This window comes from Streptomyces sp. NPDC059092, assembly GCF_042756365.1.
Lineage (GTDB): Bacteria > Actinomycetota > Actinomycetes > Streptomycetales > Streptomycetaceae > Streptomyces.
The window spans coordinates 1-17,890 of the sequence record NZ_JBHZEJ010000020.1; the positions used below are offsets into that span (position 1 = coordinate 1).

The window sequence follows — 17,890 nt, forward strand, 5'->3', positions numbered from 1 at the left end:
TCGTCGGCCGCTTCAGTTTTTTATACGACACACCCCGCGCCCGGGCACGCCCCGCACAGCTGGGGTGGGGGGCGGCCGCTACACGCGTCCGCCCCTCAGCCATGTCCGTCCCGCTCGCCCTCCCGGGCCCTGTCCCGGCTCAGCCCCGCTGCCGCGACGGCCGCAGGCGCGCCGTGGCCAGGGCCACCCGGCGGGTCAGCTCCAGGCGGCGGTCCGTCCAGCGCATGGCGACCGTACGCCACCGCTCCGCCAGGTACCAGATCACCCGAACGGACGAGCGAGGCGCGAGCAGTGCGCGCAGCCGCGCCCACCGTCCGGCCGACGCGCTCAGGCCCTGGCGGATCAGCCGGGCGTCCTCGGCGAGCCCCACGCCAGGCCGGGGCACCGGCGCGTACAGCACCTGCTCCACGGATCCGGCGACCCGGTGCACCGCCTCGGCCGCCTCGCCGTCGAGGCCGCCCAGCCGGACGATCCGCCCGGCCGTCTTCCTGGGGGTCTGTGACTCGTCCGGTGGTACGCCGTGGTCCCACGCTGTATCGGTGACTTCCCGCCAGGCCGCGAGCGTCCTGGCCGTGGCGTCCTCCGGCGTTCGCCCGCCGGAGCCGAACCGCCGTGCCCTGACCCGTGTCCGCCACAGCAGGGGCAGCAGCGGCAGCAGCAGTACCGCCAGCGAGCCCGCCACCACGGCGAGCACGGTCCCCGCCGGGGTGCCCTGATCCGCCGGGGGCAGGGCACCCGCGTCCGCCGCCGGGCCGCACTCGCCCAGTCGCCGGGCCTCCGCCGGGCAGCTCTCCGAGGACGACGGCTCCGTGGACGGCGCGGCCGAGGTGTCGGTGCCCTCACTGGCCGCGTCGCTCGGAGTGTCGGTCGGGGCCTCCGGGCGGGTGTAGTCGGGGGTGCTGCCCCGGCTCGGCGTCGGCTCGAAGCGGGTCCAGCCGACCCCCTCGAAGTACAGCTCGGGCCAGGCGTGCGCGTCCCGCAGGCCGACCGACATCGAGCCGTCCGACTGCGGGGTGCCCGGGGTGAAGCCCACCGCGACCCGCGCCGGGATGCCCAGCGTGCGGGCCATCGCCGCCATCGCGAAGGAGAAGTGGACGCAGAAGCCTTCCTTGTTCTGCAGGAAGCGGGTGATCGCCGTGACGCCGGTGCCCGAGTCGACGGCCGTGTTGTATGTGAAGCCGCCGTCCAGCGCGAACCAGTCCTGGAGCTTGACGGCCTTCTCGTAGTCGTTCGCCGCCCCCGCTGTGACCTCCCGCGCCGTCGCCCTGACGACCTCCGGCAGTACCGAGGGCACCTGGGTGTACTCGCGGAGCAGGGCCGACGGGGCGGCGGGCGCCGAGGCGAGCTGCTGCCTGCTGGGGGTCACCTGGAGGCTGGTGACCTCGTAGCGCGCACCCCGCGTCGACTGGCCCCGGTCGCCCACCAGCGTCCGGCCCGTGGGCTCGAAGCGCCAGCGCCCGTCGATCTTCACCTTGGAGGCCGGGTAGGGCATCGGCAGATAGTTCTGCCGGTACCACCCGGCGGCCGAGATGGTGGTCCTGATCTCCGTGGTGCCGACCTCGCTCCGCAGCCCGGGCGCGGAGGGCAGGGTGCCGGGAACGTCCTCCACGCCGCGCTGCGAGAACCGCCAGGACGTGCCGTCGAACTTGTCCAGCGCCATGATCCGCAGATACAGGTCCTGCGTCTCCTTCGCGTTCGTCCGGTAGCGCAGCGCCTCGCGGTCCTCCGGCTGGTTCAGGTTGTCCTGGAGCGACACCAGCGGGTTGACCGCCGAGATCGTGCCCCCGCCGCCCACCCCCGAGCCGTTCCCGACACCCGCGCCGGCCAGCAGCCCGCCGTCCAGCGCGGGCAGGGCCGCCGGGACCGCGAGCGCGACGCCCAGCGCCACCACACCGATCCTGCGGCCCGTACGCACCGGGGCCCGCCCGTTCGGATCGAAGACCGACGAGAACCGGCCCGCGGGGCGCGGTGCGCCCCCGAAGACCCGGCCCCACTGCGAGAGCCGGTCCCGGCCCTCGGCCAGGAGCAGCAGCAGATAGCCGGTGGCGGCCAGCAGGAACCACAGCCACCCCCCGGCCCCACCGGAGAGCCCCGCGGCGACCGAGTACAGCGCGAGCAGCGGCAGCCCGGCCGCGGCGGCGCTGCGGAAGGTCACCGCGATCGCGTCCACGGCCAGCCCGATCACCAGGACCCCGCCGATCAGCATCAGCCGGATGCCCTCGGTCGCCGGGGCCGGTATCGCGTACCGCCCGACGTCGTCGCCGCCCGAGGTCAGCAGCCGGCCGAACTCCTGGACGGCGTCGGGCGTCGGCACGAAGCCGAACAGGGCCTGCTCCTTGGTGAAGACCAGGGTGAGCAGCAGCAGGACCGTGACCGCTTGGACAACGACGGTCAGCGCCCGCGCCAGCGGAATCCGCCGGGCCAGCGCCCCCACCCCGCTCACGACGCCCACCATGAACGCGCACTGCACCAGCCAGGTGGGCGACTCGACCAGCGGGGTCAGCGCGCCCGCCGCCATCAGCGTGGCGGCGAAGGCACACAGCGCCAGCCTTCCGTGACCGCTCATGACCATCCTCCGGAGAAGCCTGTCGTACCGCCCGCGACGGCCGATTCCGCGTGCTGGCGGCCGGCCTGCCGCCACAGGTCGGGCAGCGCCGCCCCGGACGGCACGGCCAGTGCCGTCCACCCCGTCTCGCGCAGTTGCCGCAGCCGCTGGTCGGCCTCGGCGCCGTCCCTCGGACCCTGCGTCCAGCCGGAGGAGTCGAGTACGAAGGCGACGGCCGCGCCGCTGCGCTGCCGCATCCGGGCGGCCACCGCCGTCTGCTCCTCGTCCAGATCGCCGAAGAACGCCACCAGCAGCCCCTCGGTGGCGCCGCGCAGCACGTCGTACGAGCGCGAGAGGCCCGCTCCGTCGGAGTGGTCGACGACCGCGAGCGTGTCCATCATCAGCCCGGCCGCGTCCGCGGAGTCCTGGGTGGCCCCCGCGAAGCCGTCCGCGCCCTCGCCGGGCACCGAACCGCCGGTGTCCGTCAGCAGCCTTACCGCGAAGCCCCGTTCCAGCATGTGCACCAGCGCGGAGGCCGCGCCGGACACCGCCCACTCGAAGGCCGAGTCGGGCCCCGAGCCCTGGTAGGCGATCCGCCGGGTGTCCAGCAGGACCGTGCAGCGCGCCCGCTGCGGCTGCTCCTCCCGGCGTACCATCAGCTCGCCGTAACGGGCCGTGGAGCGCCAGTGCACCCGGCGCAGATCGTCGCCGTGGCGGTACTCCCGCGGGATCACGTCGTCGTCACCGGCCAGCGCCAGCGAGCGCTGACGCCCGTCGCCGAGGCCCGAGGCCTCGCCCGCGAGCCGCACCGGAGGCAGCGGCTCGGTGCGCGGGATGACCGTGAGGATGTCGAACGCGCTGAACGAGCGGGTCAGCTCGCACATCCCGAACGGATCGCTCAGCCGGAGCTGGAGCGGCCCGAGCGGATAGCGTCCGCGCAGATCGGAGCGGACCCGGTAGGACACCTCACGGCGGCCCCCCGGCTCCACCCGGTCCAGCACGAAGCGGGGGCGCGGCCCGAGCACGTACGGCACATGGTCCTGGAGCATCAGCAGCCCGGTGGGCAGCCGCGTGACGTTGTCCATCCGCAGATGCACCCGTGCCTCGGACCCCGACGGGACCCGCGAGGGCGCCAGCCGCCTGCTGCCCGCCACCCGGTAGCGCGTGCGGTACAGGACCGCCACGCAGATCAGCGGCAGCACGGCCAGCAGCAGCCCCACCCGCAGCAGATCCGACTGGCCGAGCACATAGGCGCACACGGCGGCGGCGATGCCGGCCGCGAGGAACGACCGGCCGCGAGTGGTCAGCCCGGACAGGGCGGCCCGCGCCCCGCCCTTCTCCTCGCCGTCCCCGGCGGTCGGCCCCCCGGACGCCATCACAGCCGCCGGACGCCGGACTGCTGGCCGAAGAGCGTGCCGGGACTCGCGGACCCGCCGGCCGCCGGGCGGCCCACCGTGGTCCGGCCGCCGTCCGCCGTGGGCACCGGCGTCCGCTGCAGGATGTCCTGGACGACCTGCTCCGCCGTACGCCGGTTCAACTGGGCCTGGGCCGTGGGCAGCAGCCGGTGCGCCAGCACCGCCGACGCCAGCGACTGCACGTCGTCGGGGAGCGCGTACTCCCGACCGGCCAGCGCCGCGGCGGCCTTCGCCGCGCGCAGCAGATGGAGCGTGGCGCGCGGTGAGGCGCCGAGTCTGAGATCCGCGTGCGTACGGGTCGCGGAGACCAGCTCGACCGCGTACCGCCGTACGGACTCGGCGACATGGACGGCCCGTACGGCGTCGATCAGCTTGATGATGTCATGGGCGTGCGCCACCGGCTGGAGGTCGTCGAGCGGCGAGACCCCGCCGTGCACGTCCAGCATCTGCAACTCGGCCTCGGCGCTCGGGTACCCGATCGACACCCTGGCCATGAAACGGTCGCGCTGCGCCTCCGGGAGCGGGTACGTGCCCTCCATCTCGACCGGGTTCTGGGTCGCCACCACCATGAACGGGCTGGGCAGCTCGTAGGTGTGCCCGTCGATGGTGACCTGGCGCTCCTCCATGGACTCCAGCAGCGCCGACTGGGTCTTGGGCGAGGCGCGGTTGATCTCGTCGCCGATCACGATCTGCGCGAAGATCGCACCCGGTTTGAACTCGAAGTCCCGCTGCTGCTGGTCGTAGATCGACACCCCGGTGATGTCCGACGGCAGCAGATCGGGCGTGAACTGGATACGCCGCACCGAACAGTCGATGGAGCGCGCCAGCGCTTTGGCCAGCATGGTCTTGCCCACGCCGGGAACATCCTCGATCAGAAGATGGCCCTCGGCGAGGAGCACGGTCAGCGAAAGCCGTACGACCTCAGGCTTGCCCTCGATCACACCCTCCACCGATGCGCGCACACGCTCCGCTGTGGTGGTCAGATCTGTGAGGCTCGCTCGATCGTCATAGGTCGTCACCCGGCCCTCCTCGGCCCTTTCAACGGGCCGACGCCCATCAGACGGCCCGGCCCTCCCCGAAACACGGACACCGTCTCCGGAAGGTCCCGGAGCGGTGTCCCCCACGCATTCTCGTTGCCGTTACCGCTTCGTGTCATCCGCCTGTGGATAAGTCGGTGGGTTATGTCTGCTTTGCTGTTGTTCGGGGCCGGTCGCCGCCCCCGTTCCATACGTACGGGGGCGGCGGTCCTGCTCAGCTCGCGGGGTCGATTTCCCGCAGCAGCCCGGTCTTCACGTCGAAGACGAAGCCGCGGACGTCGTCGGTGTGCGGAAGGAACGGCGAGGTTCGTATGCGCTGCATCGACTGCCGTACGTCCTGATCGACGTCACGGAACGCCTCCACGGCCCACGCCGGACGCTGGCCGACCTCCATCTCCAGCTCGTGCCGGAACTCCTCGGTGAGGCTCTCCAGACCGCAGCCGGTGTGATGGATCAGCACGACACTGCGCGTGCCCAGCGCCCGCTGGCTGATGGTGAGCGAACGGATCACGTCGTCGGTGACGACACCGCCCGCGTTACGGATGGTGTGGCAGTCGCCGAGCGAGAGGCCCAGCGCGTCGTGCAGGTCGAGCCGGGCGTCCATGCAGGCGACCACGGCGACCTGGAGCACGGGGCGCGCGTCCATGCCCGGATCGCTGAATCCGGCGGCGTACTCACCGTTCGCGTCGACGAGGCGGTCGGTGACGGTGCCGCCGGTGCGGGCCGCACCGGCGGGGGCCCCTGAGGGCTCTGCGGGGAGATGTGCGGAGGTCGGCATACCTGTGACGTTAGTCGTCACCGCCGGGGGAAGCCCCCTGTGGGAGGGGACAAAGAACGCCATCGCGGCCTGGTGTGAGCTAACCCACAGGGCCGAGCGGCTGCGGCCGAACAGGTGAAGATCGGCGTTCGCGGACCGACGGCCCGAACACCCCGCGACGCGCTGACCGTCCGGGTGGCCCGGAACCACCGGGAGGCGTGGACTAAAGTGGCGCGAAGTTCACGGACACACCCTGAACACGTGCCAGAACGCATCCCGAATTTTCCCGCATAACGCGGCGTACGTGCGGCTCGGCCCCTTCCCGCTCGGTGGTACGTACGACCGTCCGTACTTGAGAGGGCGCATGAACCAGGTCCGGCATGTACCGGTGATGCTCCAGCGGTGCCTCGACCTGCTGGCCCCCGCCCTCGCCGAGCCCGGAGCCGTCGTCGTCGACTGCACCCTCGGCCTCGGCGGACACAGCGAGGCGCTGCTCGCCACCTTCCCCGCCGCACGGCTCGTCGCGCTCGACCGCGACCAGGAGGCGCTGCGGCTCTCCGGCGAGCGCCTCGCGCCCTACGGCGACCGGGCCACCCTCGTGCACGCCGTCTACGACGAACTGCCCGACGTGCTCGACCGGCTGTCCATCCCGCGCGTCCAGGGCGTCCTCTTCGACCTCGGCGTCTCCTCCATGCAGCTCGACGAGGCCGACCGCGGCTTCGCGTACGCCCAGGACTCACCGCTCGACATGCGGATGGACCAGACGACCGGCGTCAGCGCCGCCGAGGTCCTCAACACCTACCCGCCCGGCGAACTGGTCCGCATCCTGCGCGCCTACGGCGAGGAGAAGCAGGCCAAGCGCATCGTGTCCGCGGTCGTCAAGGAGCGCGACAAGGAGCCCTTCAGCCGCAGCGCCCGGCTCGTCGAGCTGATCCGCGACGCCCTCCCGCAGGCCGCCAAGCGCACCGGCGGCAACCCCGCCAAGCGCACCTTCCAGGCCCTGCGCATCGAGGTCAACGGCGAACTCCCCGTCCTGGAACAGGCCGTCCCCGCCGCCGTGCGGAGCCTCGCCGTCGGCGGCCGGATCGCCGTCCTCTCGTACCACTCGCTGGAAGACCGCATGGTCAAGCAGGTCTTCGCGGCCGGCGCCGCCAACACGGCGCCGCCCGGCCTGCCCGTCGTCCCCGAGCGCTACCAGCCCCGGCTGAAGCTGCTCACCCGCGGCGCGGAACTCCCCACCGAGGAAGAGGTCGCGGAGAACCGCCGCGCGGCCCCCGCCCGGCTGCGGGGGGCGCAGCGGATCCGGGAGGACGTCCTGTGACGAAGGGGCCGGGCGGGCAACTGAAGGGGCGGGCCGCACGCCTCGCCCAGGTGCTGCCCGCCGGGAACAGCTCGGCGGCCCGCACCCCCTTCGTCCTGCTGGTCGTGCTGCTCCTCGGCGGCGGCCTGATCGCCCTGCTGCTGCTGAACTCCGCCCTCAGCGAAGGGTCGTTCCGGCTCACCGACCTGAAGAAACGCACCACCGACCTCACCGACGAACAGCAGGCGCTGCAACGGGACGTGGACGACCTCTCCGCCCCGTACGCGCTGGAGCGGCGCGCCCGCGAGCTGGGCATGGTGCCCGGCGGCAGCCCGGCCTTCCTCGACCCGGACGGTACGGTGCGCGGCGTCCCCGGCGCGGCCGAGGGTCTGCCGTCGGCCCAGCCCTCCGCACAGCTCTCCCCCCGGCCCTCCGCCGTGGAGGAGACCCCGCCGTCCCCCGCACCGGCATCCGGCACGCCGGCCCCGACGACCTCCGGCAGGTGACCCCGTGCCCCCCAAGGAACCACCACGCCGCCGGGTCCCGAACCCCGCGCGCTCCGGCAGCGGCGGACGCCCCCGCACCCCGTCCCGCCCGGCCGCCCGCCCCGCGCCGCGCCGGCCCCGTAACGGCTCCCGCGGCCCGCACAGGATCCAGCTCGGCAGCCCCCGCCCCCGGCTCCGGCTGGTCGGCCTCGGCCTGACGCTCGTCATGCTGGTGTTCGTCGTACGGCTGCTCCAGGTGCAGGCCGTCGACGCCAGCGCGTACGCCGGCAAGGCGGAGAAGAGCCGCTACCTCAGCCACACCATCGCCGCCGAGCGCGGCCAGATCACCGACCGTTCCGGCGTCGCGCTCGCCACCAGCGACGACGCGTACGACGTCACCGCCGACCCGTCGATGTTCACCCCCGACTTCAGCAAGGTCCCCGACGCCCCGGAACAGGCCGCCGCGCTGCTCGCGCCGATCCTCGGCGCCGACACCGGCGAACTCGTCAAGAAGCTCAAGGCCCCCAAGTCCCGTTACGCGGTGCTGGCCCGCCGGCAGACCCCGCAGGTCTGGAACCAGATCAAGGACCTCAAGCGGGTGCTCGCCGAGAAGGCGAGCAAGCGGAAGTCCGCCGACGGCGGCGTCAGCGTCCTGGCGGGTGTCTTCCAGGAGACCAGCAGCAAGCGGGTCTACCCCAACGGTGACCTCGCCGCCGGGATACTCGGATACGTCAACGCCGCCGGGCGCGGCGGAGGCGGCATCGAGTCCATGCTCGACAAGGAACTCGCGGGTAAGGACGGCAAGGTCACCTACGCCCAGTCCGGCGGACGCCGGGTCCCCACCGCCACCTCCCGCGAGACCCCCGCCGTACCTGGCTCGGACATCGAGCTGACCATCGACCGGGACATCCAGTGGGCGGCCCAGCAGGCCATCGCCGACCAGGTGAAGGAGTCCAAGGCCGACCGCGGCTACGTGGTGGTCCAGAACACCAGGACCGGTGAGGTCCTCGCCATGGCCAACGCCCCCGGCTTCGACCCCAACAACCTCGCCCAGGCCAACTCCGCCTCCATGGGCAACGCGGCGCTCCAGGACGTGTACGAGCCCGGCTCCACCGCCAAGGTCATGTCCATGGCCGCCGTCCTGGAGGAGGAGGCCGCCACCCCCGGCACCCATGTCGTCGTCCCCAACCGGCTGCACCGCGGCGACCGGCTCTTCAAGGACGACATCGACCACCCCACCTGGTACCTGACGCTCAACGGCGTCCTCGCCAAGTCCAGCAACATCGGCACCATCCTGGCCACCGGGCAGCTCGGCAAGACCCAGCCCGAGGCCAACAAGGTGCTCCACTCCTACCTCGACAAGTTCGGCATCGGACAGCCCACCGGCCTCGGCTACCCGGGCGAGACCCGCGGCATCCTCGCCCCGGCGCAGGACTGGTCCACCTCGCAGCAGTACACGATCCCCTTCGGCCAGGGGCTCTCCCTCAACGCCATGCAGGCCGCCTCGGTCTACTCGACCATCGCCAACGGCGGCGTACGGACCGAACCCACCCTGATCCGCGGCACCAACGGCCCCGACAACCGCTTCACCGCCGCGCCCGCACCCCGCAAGACCCGGGTCGTCAGCGAGAAGACCGCCAAGACGGTGGCCACCATGCTGGAGTCGGTCGTCTCCGACGTGGAGGGCACCGGAACCAAGGCCCAGGTCCCCGGCTACCGCATCGCGGGCAAGACCGGTACGGCCAACAGGGTCGACCCGAAACTCGGCGTCTACAAGGGCTACACCGCCTCCTTCGCCGGGTTCGCACCCTCCGACGACCCGCAGATCACCGTCTACTGCGCCATTCAGAACCCCACGAGCGGCAGTTACTTCGGCGGACAGATCTGCGGCCCCATCTACAAGAAGGTCATGGAGTTCGCTCTCAAGACACTGCGGGTCGAACCGACCGGCAGTAAACCCGCCCGGCTGCCGGTCAGCTTCAAACCCGGCGAGTGACCCCAGGGAAAGTCCCAGTGACAACGATCACCCCCGGTTCCGGGAACCACCCGGAACCGCCCGCGCACCAGCCCGCCTCACGTGGCCCGGCGCCCGCCCACCCCGGTACGCTCACCGCCGTGCCACAAGCTGATCAGTACCGAACCCCCTCCAAGGACGCCCCTGTGAACACTCCGGGGACGCCCCGTCCGGACCGGGTCCGCCCGACCTCCCTCGCCGAGCTGGCTGCCCGGCTGGGCACCGAGGCACCGGGCGCCACGGCGGCGGGACCCGGCGAAGCCACCGGGATCACCCACGACTCGCGCGCCGTGCGCCTCGGGGACGTGTACGCCGCGCTCCCCGGCGCCCGGCTCCATGGGGCGGACTTCGCCGGCCAGGCCGCCGACCTCGGAGCCGTGGCGATCCTCACGGATCCCTCCGGCACCGACCGCGCCGCCGCCACCGGACTGCCTGTCCTCACCGTGCCCGACCCACGCGGCAGCATGGGCGAACTCGCCGCCGCGATCTACGGGAACCCCGGCACCGATCTGCTCCAGATCGGCATCACCGGAACCTCGGGCAAGACCACCACGGCCTACCTCGTCGAAGGCGGACTGCGCGGCGCCGGCCACCGTACGGGCCTCATCGGCACCGTGGAGACGCGCATCGAGGACGAGCGCCTCAAGTCGGAGCGCACCACCCCCGAGGCCACCGACCTCCAGGCGCTCTTCGCGGTCATGCGCGAACGGGGTGTCCGCTCGGTCGCCATGGAGGTCTCCAGCCACGCCCTCGTGCTCGGCCGGGTCGACGGCTGCGTCTTCGACGTCGCCGTCTTCAACAACCTCAGCCCGGAGCACATGGAGTTCCACTCCGACATGGAGGACTACTTCCAGGCCAAGGCGCGGCTGTTCACCCCTGAGCGCAGCAGGACCGGCGTCGTGAACATCGACGACACCTACGGCCGCAGGCTCACCGGCGAGTCCGGCGTCCCCGTCACGACGTTCTCCGCCGAGGGCCACCCCGACGCCGACTGGCGCGCCGAGGACGTCCAGGTCGGCTCGCACGGCTCCACCTTCACCGCCGTCGGCCCGCGCGGCGAGCGCGTCACCGCGGAGGCGCCGCTGCCGGGACCGTTCAACGTCGCCAACACCCTCGCCGCGATCGTCACCCTGGCCGTCGCCGGGATCGACCCGCAGACGGCCGCCGACGGCATCGCCGCGGTCCCCGGCGTACCGGGACGGCTGGAGCGCGTGGACGCCGGACAGCCGTACCTCGCCGTCGTCGACTACGCGCACAAGACGGACGCCGTCGAATCGGTGCTCCGTTCCCTGCGTAAGGTCACCAAGGGCAAGGTGCACATCGTCCTCGGCTGTGGCGGGGACCGCGACCAGACCAAACGCGGGCCCATGGGCGCCGCAGCCGCGCGCCTCGCCGACACCGCCGTACTCACCTCCGACAACCCGCGCGGCGAGGACCCGCTGGCGATCCTCGCCGCGATGCTCGCGGGCGCGGCGGAGGTGCCGGTCCACGAGCGTGGTGACGTCCTGGTCGACTCCGACCGGGCCGCCGCCATCTCCGCGGCCGTCGCACGCGCCGGGGCCGACGACACCGTACTGGTGGCGGGCAAGGGCCACGAGCAGGGTCAGGACGTCGCCGGAGTGGTACGCGCCTTCGACGACCGCCAGGTCCTGCGCGAGGCCATCGAACGCTCCCTGCGCCACGACGCGGACCCCGGCGAGCAGAGCCCGCAGTCCCGCGCCCCGCAACGAGAACAACAGTCAGGGATGACCCAGTGATCGCCCTCTCCCTCGCCGAGATCGCCGCCATCGTCGGCGGGCAGCCGCACGACATACCGGATCCGGCCGTCCTTGTCACCGGACCCGTCGTGTACGACTCCCGCGCCGTCGAGCCGGGCGGTCTCTTCGCCGCCTTCGCCGGCGACCGTGTCGACGGCCACGACTACGCGCGGCGCGCCGTCGAGACGGGCGCGGTGGCCGTCCTGGCCACCCGCCCCGTCGGTGTGCCCGCCATCGTCGTCGACGATGTCGTCCAGGCCCTCGGCGCCCTCGCACGCACCGTGGTGAAGCGTCTCGGCGCCACCACCGTCGCGCTGACCGGTTCGGCCGGAAAGACCAGCACCAAGGACCTGATCGCGCAGCTCCTGCGGCGCGCGGGCCCCACGGTCTGGCCGGACGGCAACCTCAACAACGAGATCGGGCTGCCCGTCACCGCGCTCCGCGCCGAGGAGGACACCCGCTTCCTCGTGCTCGAAATGGGCGCGCGCTACATCGGGGACATCCGCTACCTCACCGGACTCGTCCCGCCCACCGTCGGACTCGTCCTGAACGTCGGCACCGCGCACATCGGCGAGTTCGGCGGCCGGGAACAGATCGCCCAGGCCAAGGGCGAAATGGTCGAGTCGCTGCCGTCCGCCGCCGACGGCGGTGTGGCCGTGCTCAACGCCGACGACCCACTGGTTCGCGCCATGGCGTCGCGCACAAAGGCGCGCGTCGTGCTCTTCGGGGAGTCGGGCGAAGCAGACGTACAGGCAGAGAACGTCCGCCTCACAGCCACCGGACAGCCCGCGTTCAGCCTTCGAACACCCTCCGGGTGCAGCGAGGTGATGCTGCGGCTGTACGGTGAGCACCACGTGTCGAACGCGCTCGCCGCGGCCGCCGTCGCCTATGAGTTGGGCATGTCCGTCGACGAGATCGCCGTGGCGCTCTCCGAGGCGGGGACCCTCTCCCGCTGGCGTATGGAGGTCACCGAGCGCTCGGACGGCGTGACGATCGTCAACGACGCCTACAACGCGAACCCCGAATCCATGAGAGCGGCGCTCCGTGCGCTGGTCGCCATGGGTGGTGCCTCACGGGCCGAGGGGGGCCGTACGTGGGCGGTGCTCGGGCAGATGGCCGAGCTGGGTGACGAATCGCTCGCCGAGCACGACGCGGTCGGACGGCTCGCCGTCCGGCTCAACGTCAGCAAGCTCGTGGCAGTCGGGGGCAGGGAAGCGTCCTGGCTGCGATTGGGCGCTTACAACGAGGGTTCGTGGGGTGAGGAGTCGGTGCACGTGTCCGACGCGCGGGCGGCGATCGACCTGTTGCGCAGTGAACTGCGTCCGGGAGACGTCGTGCTGGTGAAGGCTTCCAGGTCGGTCGGCCTCGAAAAGGTCGCCCAGGCACTGCTGGAGAACGCCACCGAGGGCGAGGTCGCCGGCCGATGAGGCAGATCCTCTTCGCGGGAGCCATCGGGCTCTTCCTCACCCTGATCGGCACTCCGCTGCTGATCAAGCTGCTGGCGAGGAAGGGGTACGGGCAGTTCATCCGGGACGACGGCCCCCGTACCCACGGCAGCAAGAAGGGCACGCCCACGATGGGCGGCATCGCCTTCATCCTGGCGACGCTCATCGCGTACGCCCTGTCGAAGGTCATCACCGGTGAGTCCCCGACCTTCTCCGGGCTGCTCGTCCTGTTCCTCATGGGAGGGATGGGGCTCGTCGGGTTCCTCGACGACTACATCAAGATCGTGAAGCAGCGGTCGCTGGGGCTGCGGGCCAAGGCCAAGATGGCGGGCCAGCTCATCGTCGGCATCGCCTTCGCGGTGCTCTCGCTCCAGTTCGCCGACTACCGGGGCAACACCCCGGCCTCCACCAAGCTGTCGTTCGTCGCGGACTTCGGCTGGTCGATCGGCCCCGTGCTGTTCGTCGTCTGGGCGCTGTTCATGATTCTCGCCATGTCCAACGGCGTGAACCTGACGGACGGTCTGGACGGACTGGCCACCGGCGCCTCGGTGATGGTCTTCGGCGCGTACACGTTCATCGGGCTGTGGCAGTTCCAGGAGTCCTGCGCCAACGCGCTGACCCTGACCAACCCCAACGCCTGTTTCGAGGTACGAGACCCACTCGACCTCGCGGTCGTCGCCTCCGCCCTCATGGGCTCATGCTTCGGCTTCCTGTGGTGGAACACCTCACCCGCCAAGATCTTCATGGGGGACACCGGGTCGCTCGCGCTCGGCGGCGCGCTCGCCGGTCTGGCGATCTGCTCCCGCACGGAGTTCCTGATGGCGATCCTCGGCGGCCTCTTCGTGATGATCACCATGTCGGTGGTCATCCAGGTCGGCTCCTTCAAGATGACCGGCAAGCGCGTCTTCCGGATGGCGCCACTCCAGCACCACTTCGAACTCAAGGGGTGGTCGGAAGTCCTGGTGGTGGTCCGCTTCTGGATCATCCAGGGCATGTGCGTCATCGTCGGTCTCGGACTCTTCTACGCGGGCTGGGCGGCAGAGAAGTGAACTGGCAGGGCAAGCGGGTCACCGTCGCGGGTCTCGGGGTCTCCGGGATCCCGGCGGCCCGGGTGCTGCACGCACTCGGCGCCGTCGTCACCGTCGTCAACGACACGGACGACGAGCGGGCCCGCGCCCAGGCCGCCGAGCTGGAGAAGCTGGGCGTGACGGTGCGCCTCGGCGACGGGGCGACCCTGCCCGAGGCCACCGAGCTGATCGTCACGGCCCCCGGCTGGCAGCCCGGCAAACCGCTCTTCACGGCCGCCGCGGCGGCCGGCGTGGAGATCTGGGGCGACGTCGAACTGGCCTGGCGGCTGCGGGGGCCCGGGGCGCCCCCCTGGCTGGCCGTCACCGGCACCAACGGCAAGACCACGACGGTCAGGATGCTCGCCTCGATCCTGACCGCCGCGGGGCTGCGCACGGCCGCCGTCGGCAACATCGGCGTCTCCCTGCTGGACGCCGTCACCGGCGAGGAGACGTACGACGTCCTCGCCGTCGAACTGTCCAGCTACCAGCTCCACTGGGCGCCGAGCCTGCGCGCCCACTCCGCGGCCGTCCTCAACCTCGCCCCCGACCATCTCGACTGGCACGGCTCGATGGAGGCGTACGCCGCCGACAAGGGCCGCGTCTACGAGGGCAACACCGTCGCCTGCGTCTACAACGCGGCCGACCCGGCCACCGAGGACCTGGTGCGTGCCGCCGACGTCGAGGAGGGCTGCCGGGCGATCGGCTTCACCCTTGGCACCCCCGGCGCCTCCCAACTGGGCGTCGTGGACGGCATCCTGGTCGACCGGGCCTTCGTCGAGAACCGCCGCGAGCAGGCCCAGGAACTGGCCCAGGTCTCCGACGTGAACCCGCCGGCCCCGCACAACATCGCCAACGCGCTCGCCGCGGCGGCCCTCGCCCGCGCGTACGGTGTCGAACCAGCCGCCGTACGCGACGGACTGCGCGCGTTCCACCCGGACCCGCACCGGATCGAGCGCGTCGCGGAGATCGGGGGCGTCACGTACATCGACGACTCCAAGGCCACCAACACGCATGCCGCGGAGGCCTCCCTCGCGGCGTACGACCCGATCGTCTGGATCGCGGGCGGCCTCGCCAAGGGTGCCTCCTTCGACGAACTCGTCACAGGCGCCGCGAAACGGCTGCGCGGCGTGGTCCTGATCGGCGCCGACCGGGCCCTGATCCGCGAAGCGCTCGCGCGACACGCCCCCGAAGTCCCGGTCGTGGACCTCGACCGGACGGACACTGGGGCGATGTCGGCGGCGGTCCGCGAAGCGGGGCGCCTCGCGCGGCCGGGGGACACGGTCCTGATGGCCCCCGCCTGTGCCTCGATGGACATGTTCGTCAACTACAACAAGCGGGGCGAGGCGTTCGCCGACGCCGTACACGCCCTGGATGAGCACGCCTGACCGGTCCGGCCCCCGCGCCGTGCTGAACTGTTCCCGGGGCCGCGGCAGCGGCGGCCCCGCCGAACACGCCCCGGCCCGCCGAACGCCGCGACCTCCGCGACAGCCGTGACGGCCGCGCCGGGCACGACTGGAGGGGACAGATGCCGGCCGACGACACCGCGGACCGGGAACGCGAGCCCGCGGTGACCCACTGGGGCTTCGCGGCGGTGCCCGCGCTCGGCGGAGTGCCCGCACTCCGCGGCAGGGCGCCGGGCGCCCCCGTACGCAGGCCCGCGGCCCGGCGCGGCGCCGCGGGGGCCCGCACCCCCCGCCCGCCCCGCGGCGCCCGCGTCAGACGCCTCTACGAGCGGCTGAGGCGTGCCTGGGACCGACCGCTCACCGCCTATTACCTGATCCTCGGCAGCGGCCTGCTGATCACCGTGCTGGGCCTCGTGATGGTCTACTCCGCGTCGATGATCTACGCGCTCCAGAACTCGCTGCCCGCGACCTACTTCTTCCGCAAACAGTTCCTCGCGGTGATCCTCGGCGCCGGGCTGCTCTGGGCCGCCGCCCGGATGCCCGTCAAGCTCCACCGGGCCCTCTCGTACCCCATGCTGGTCTCCAGCGTCTTCCTGATGGTGCTCGTGCAGATCCCCGGGATAGGGCGGTCCGTCAACGGCAACCAGAACTGGATCTACCTCGGCGGCCCGTTCCAGCTCCAGCCCAGCGAGTTCGCCAAGCTGGCCCTCGTGCTGTGGGGCGCCGACCTGCTCGCCCGCAAGAACGACAAACGGCTGCTGACCCAGTGGAAACATCTCCTGGTGCCGCTGGTCCCCGGCGGCTTCCTGCTGCTCGGACTGATCATGCTCGGCGGCGACATGGGCACCGCGATCATCCTCACGGCGATCCTCTTCGGGCTGCTCTGGCTGGCCGGCGCCCCCACCCGGCTCTTCGCCGGTGTCCTCGGGGTCGCCGCGCTGATCGGCGTCATGCTGATCCAGACCAGTCAGAACCGGCTGGACCGGTTCGGCTGCATCGCCGCGAAGGATCTGGGACCCGAAGGGGAGTGCTGGCAGGCGGTCCACGGAATCTACGCCCTCGCCTCCGGCGGATGGTTCGGTTCCGGCCTCGGCGCGAGTGTGGAAAAGTGGGGTCAACTGCCCGAACCGCACACCGACTTCATTTTCGCCATCACCGGGGAGGAACTGGGGCTGGCGGGGACGCTGTCGGTACTCGCACTGTTCGCGGCTCTAGGCTATGCGGGTATTCGCGTGGCCGGACGCACGGAGGACCCCTTCGTGAGGTACGCCGCGGGAGGTGTGACCACCTGGATCACGGTGCAAGCCGTGATCAACATCGGTGCGGTGCTCGGCCTGCTGCCGATCGCCGGAGTCCCGCTCCCGCTGTTCTCCTACGGAGGGTCGGCCCTGCTTCCGGCGATGTTCGCGGTCGGGCTGCTGATCGCGTTCGCACGGGAGGATCCCGCCGCGAAGGCGGCCCTGGCCATGCGGCAGCCTGTCTTCGGCAGGAAGCGGCGCGGGGTGAGTTGGAAGACGATGAGACGGCGCGTCAAGAAGCGTCCGTCCGGAGAGCGGTGAATTTCGGTGCATGTCGTACTCGCCGGTGGGGGGACCGCCGGCCACATCGAGCCCGCGCTCGCCCTCGCGGATGCCCTGCGCAGGCAGGACCCCACCGTGGGGATCACGGCCCTCGGCACGGAGCGCGGACTGGAGACCAAACTCGTACCCGAGCGCGGATACGAACTCGGGCTCATCCCCGCCGTACCGCTGCCGCGCAGGCCCACTCCCGAACTGATCACCGTTCCGGGGCGGCTGCGCGGCACCATCAAGGCCGCCGAGCAGATCCTGGAGCGCACCAAGGCGGACTGCGTCGTCGGCTTCGGCGGCTATGTCGCACTGCCCGGCTACCTCGCCGCCAAACGGCGCGGGGTACCGATCATCGTCCACGAGGCCAACGCCAGGCCCGGACTCGCCAACAAGATCGGCTCGCGGTACGCGGCCGCGGTGGCCGTCTCCACCCCCGACAGCAAACTGCGTGACGCCCGCTACATCGGCATCCCGCTGCGCCGCACCATCGCCACCCTCGACCGCGCCCGGGTGCGCCCCGAGGCGCGCGCCGCCTTCGGGCTCGACCCCAACCTGCCGACGCTGCTGGTCTCCGGCGGCTCGCAGGGCGCGCGCCGGCTCAACGAGGTGATCCAGCAGATCGCCCCCGTGCTGCAGCGCTCCGGAATCCAGATCCTGCACGCGGTCGGCCCGAAGAACGAAATGCCGCGCGTGGACAACATGCCCGGTATGCCGCCCTACATCCCGGTACCGTATGTCGACCGGATGGACCTCGCGTACGCCGCGGCCGACATGATGCTCTGCCGCGCGGGCGCGATGACCGTCGCCGAACTCTCCGCCGTCGGACTGCCCGCCGCCTACGTCCCGCTGCCCATCGGCAACGGCGAACAGCGGCTCAACGCCCAGCCGGTGGTGAAGGCCGGCGGCGGACTGCTGGTCGACGACGCGGAACTGACACCGGAGTGGATCCAGAGCCAGGTGCTCCCCGTGCTCGCCGATCCGCACCGGCTGTTCGAGATGTCGCGCGCGGCAGCGGAGTTCGGCCGCAGGGACGCCGACGATCTGCTGGTCGGCATGGTGTACGAGGCGATCGCCGCACGCCGAAGGGCGTAGGCGGG

At 71.9% G+C, this 17,890-nt stretch carries 13 protein-coding genes; 9 read left to right on the forward strand and 4 right to left on the reverse strand.

Annotated features, from left to right (window positions below; translation table 11 throughout):
• Nucleotides 1-139: 139 nt before the first annotated feature.
• From ACFXPL_RS14540 to ACFXPL_RS14555, 4 genes are all read right to left on the reverse strand, one after another.
• Nucleotides 140-2,566 (reverse strand): DUF3488 and DUF4129 domain-containing transglutaminase family protein, encoded by a 2,427-nt coding sequence (locus ACFXPL_RS14540; protein WP_384917904.1) that lies wholly within the window; start codon nucleotides 2,564-2,566, stop codon nucleotides 140-142.
• A complete protein-coding gene (locus tag ACFXPL_RS14545; RefSeq protein ID WP_384917906.1) occupies nucleotides 2,563-3,921 on the reverse strand; it encodes a DUF58 domain-containing protein in 1,359 nt (452 codons plus the stop codon). Before ACFXPL_RS14545 ends, ACFXPL_RS14540 begins: the two co-directional genes overlap by 4 nt.
• Nucleotides 3,921-4,979 carry an AAA family ATPase gene (locus ACFXPL_RS14550; RefSeq protein ID WP_384917909.1) on the reverse strand — a complete coding sequence of 353 codons (1,059 nt, stop codon included), beginning with the start codon at nucleotides 4,977-4,979 and terminating at the stop codon, nucleotides 3,921-3,923. The genes ACFXPL_RS14545 and ACFXPL_RS14550 overlap by 1 nt, the downstream gene beginning before the upstream one ends.
• A 232-nt stretch (nucleotides 4,980-5,211) precedes the next feature.
• Entirely contained in the window at nucleotides 5,212-5,838 is a 627-nt protein-coding gene (locus tag ACFXPL_RS14555; RefSeq protein WP_384917912.1) for a beta-class carbonic anhydrase, read from the reverse strand.
• A 280-nt stretch (nucleotides 5,839-6,118) separates the two neighbouring features.
• On the opposite strand from ACFXPL_RS14555, the gene rsmH reads away from it, so the two are divergent.
• From rsmH to murG, 9 genes are all read left to right on the forward strand, one after another.
• On the forward strand, nucleotides 6,119-7,075 hold the full coding sequence (gene rsmH, locus ACFXPL_RS14560) for a 16S rRNA (cytosine(1402)-N(4))-methyltransferase RsmH (RefSeq protein WP_384917915.1): 957 nt from the start codon (nucleotides 6,119-6,121) through the stop codon (nucleotides 7,073-7,075).
• A complete protein-coding gene (locus tag ACFXPL_RS14565) occupies nucleotides 7,072-7,560 on the forward strand; it encodes a cell division protein FtsL (RefSeq protein WP_384917918.1) in 489 nt (162 codons plus the stop codon). The genes rsmH and ACFXPL_RS14565 overlap by 4 nt, the downstream gene beginning before the upstream one ends.
• A 4-nt stretch (nucleotides 7,561-7,564) precedes the next feature.
• The gene (locus ACFXPL_RS14570) at nucleotides 7,565-9,535 is read left to right on the forward strand and encodes a peptidoglycan D,D-transpeptidase FtsI family protein (protein WP_384917920.1); all 1,971 of its coding nucleotides are present in this window, start codon (nucleotides 7,565-7,567) and stop codon (nucleotides 9,533-9,535) included.
• A 17-nt stretch (nucleotides 9,536-9,552) separates the two neighbouring features.
• Nucleotides 9,553-11,310, forward strand: coding sequence for a UDP-N-acetylmuramoyl-L-alanyl-D-glutamate--2,6-diaminopimelate ligase (locus ACFXPL_RS14575; protein WP_384917923.1), 1,758 nt, complete (start codon nucleotides 9,553-9,555; stop codon nucleotides 11,308-11,310).
• A complete protein-coding gene (gene murF, locus ACFXPL_RS14580; RefSeq protein WP_384917926.1) occupies nucleotides 11,307-12,737 on the forward strand; it encodes a UDP-N-acetylmuramoyl-tripeptide--D-alanyl-D-alanine ligase in 1,431 nt (476 codons plus the stop codon). Before ACFXPL_RS14575 ends, murF begins: the two co-directional genes overlap by 4 nt.
• Nucleotides 12,734-13,804: a phospho-N-acetylmuramoyl-pentapeptide-transferase gene (gene mraY, locus ACFXPL_RS14585; RefSeq protein WP_384917929.1), complete on the forward strand. Its 1,071-nt coding sequence runs from the start codon at nucleotides 12,734-12,736 to the stop codon at nucleotides 13,802-13,804. The genes murF and mraY overlap by 4 nt, the downstream gene beginning before the upstream one ends.
• Nucleotides 13,801-15,207, forward strand: a complete 1,407-nt coding sequence (gene murD, locus ACFXPL_RS14590) for a UDP-N-acetylmuramoyl-L-alanine--D-glutamate ligase (protein ID WP_384917932.1) — start codon at nucleotides 13,801-13,803, stop codon at nucleotides 15,205-15,207. The genes mraY and murD overlap by 4 nt, the downstream gene beginning before the upstream one ends.
• A gap of 140 nt (nucleotides 15,208-15,347) precedes the next feature.
• Nucleotides 15,348-16,784, forward strand: a complete 1,437-nt coding sequence (gene ftsW, locus ACFXPL_RS14595; RefSeq protein ID WP_384917935.1) for a putative lipid II flippase FtsW — start codon at nucleotides 15,348-15,350, stop codon at nucleotides 16,782-16,784.
• A gap of 6 nt (nucleotides 16,785-16,790) precedes the next feature.
• Nucleotides 16,791-17,885, forward strand: a complete 1,095-nt coding sequence (gene murG, locus ACFXPL_RS14600) for an undecaprenyldiphospho-muramoylpentapeptide beta-N-acetylglucosaminyltransferase (RefSeq protein WP_384917938.1) — start codon at nucleotides 16,791-16,793, stop codon at nucleotides 17,883-17,885.
• Nucleotides 17,886-17,890: the final 5 nt, after the last annotated feature.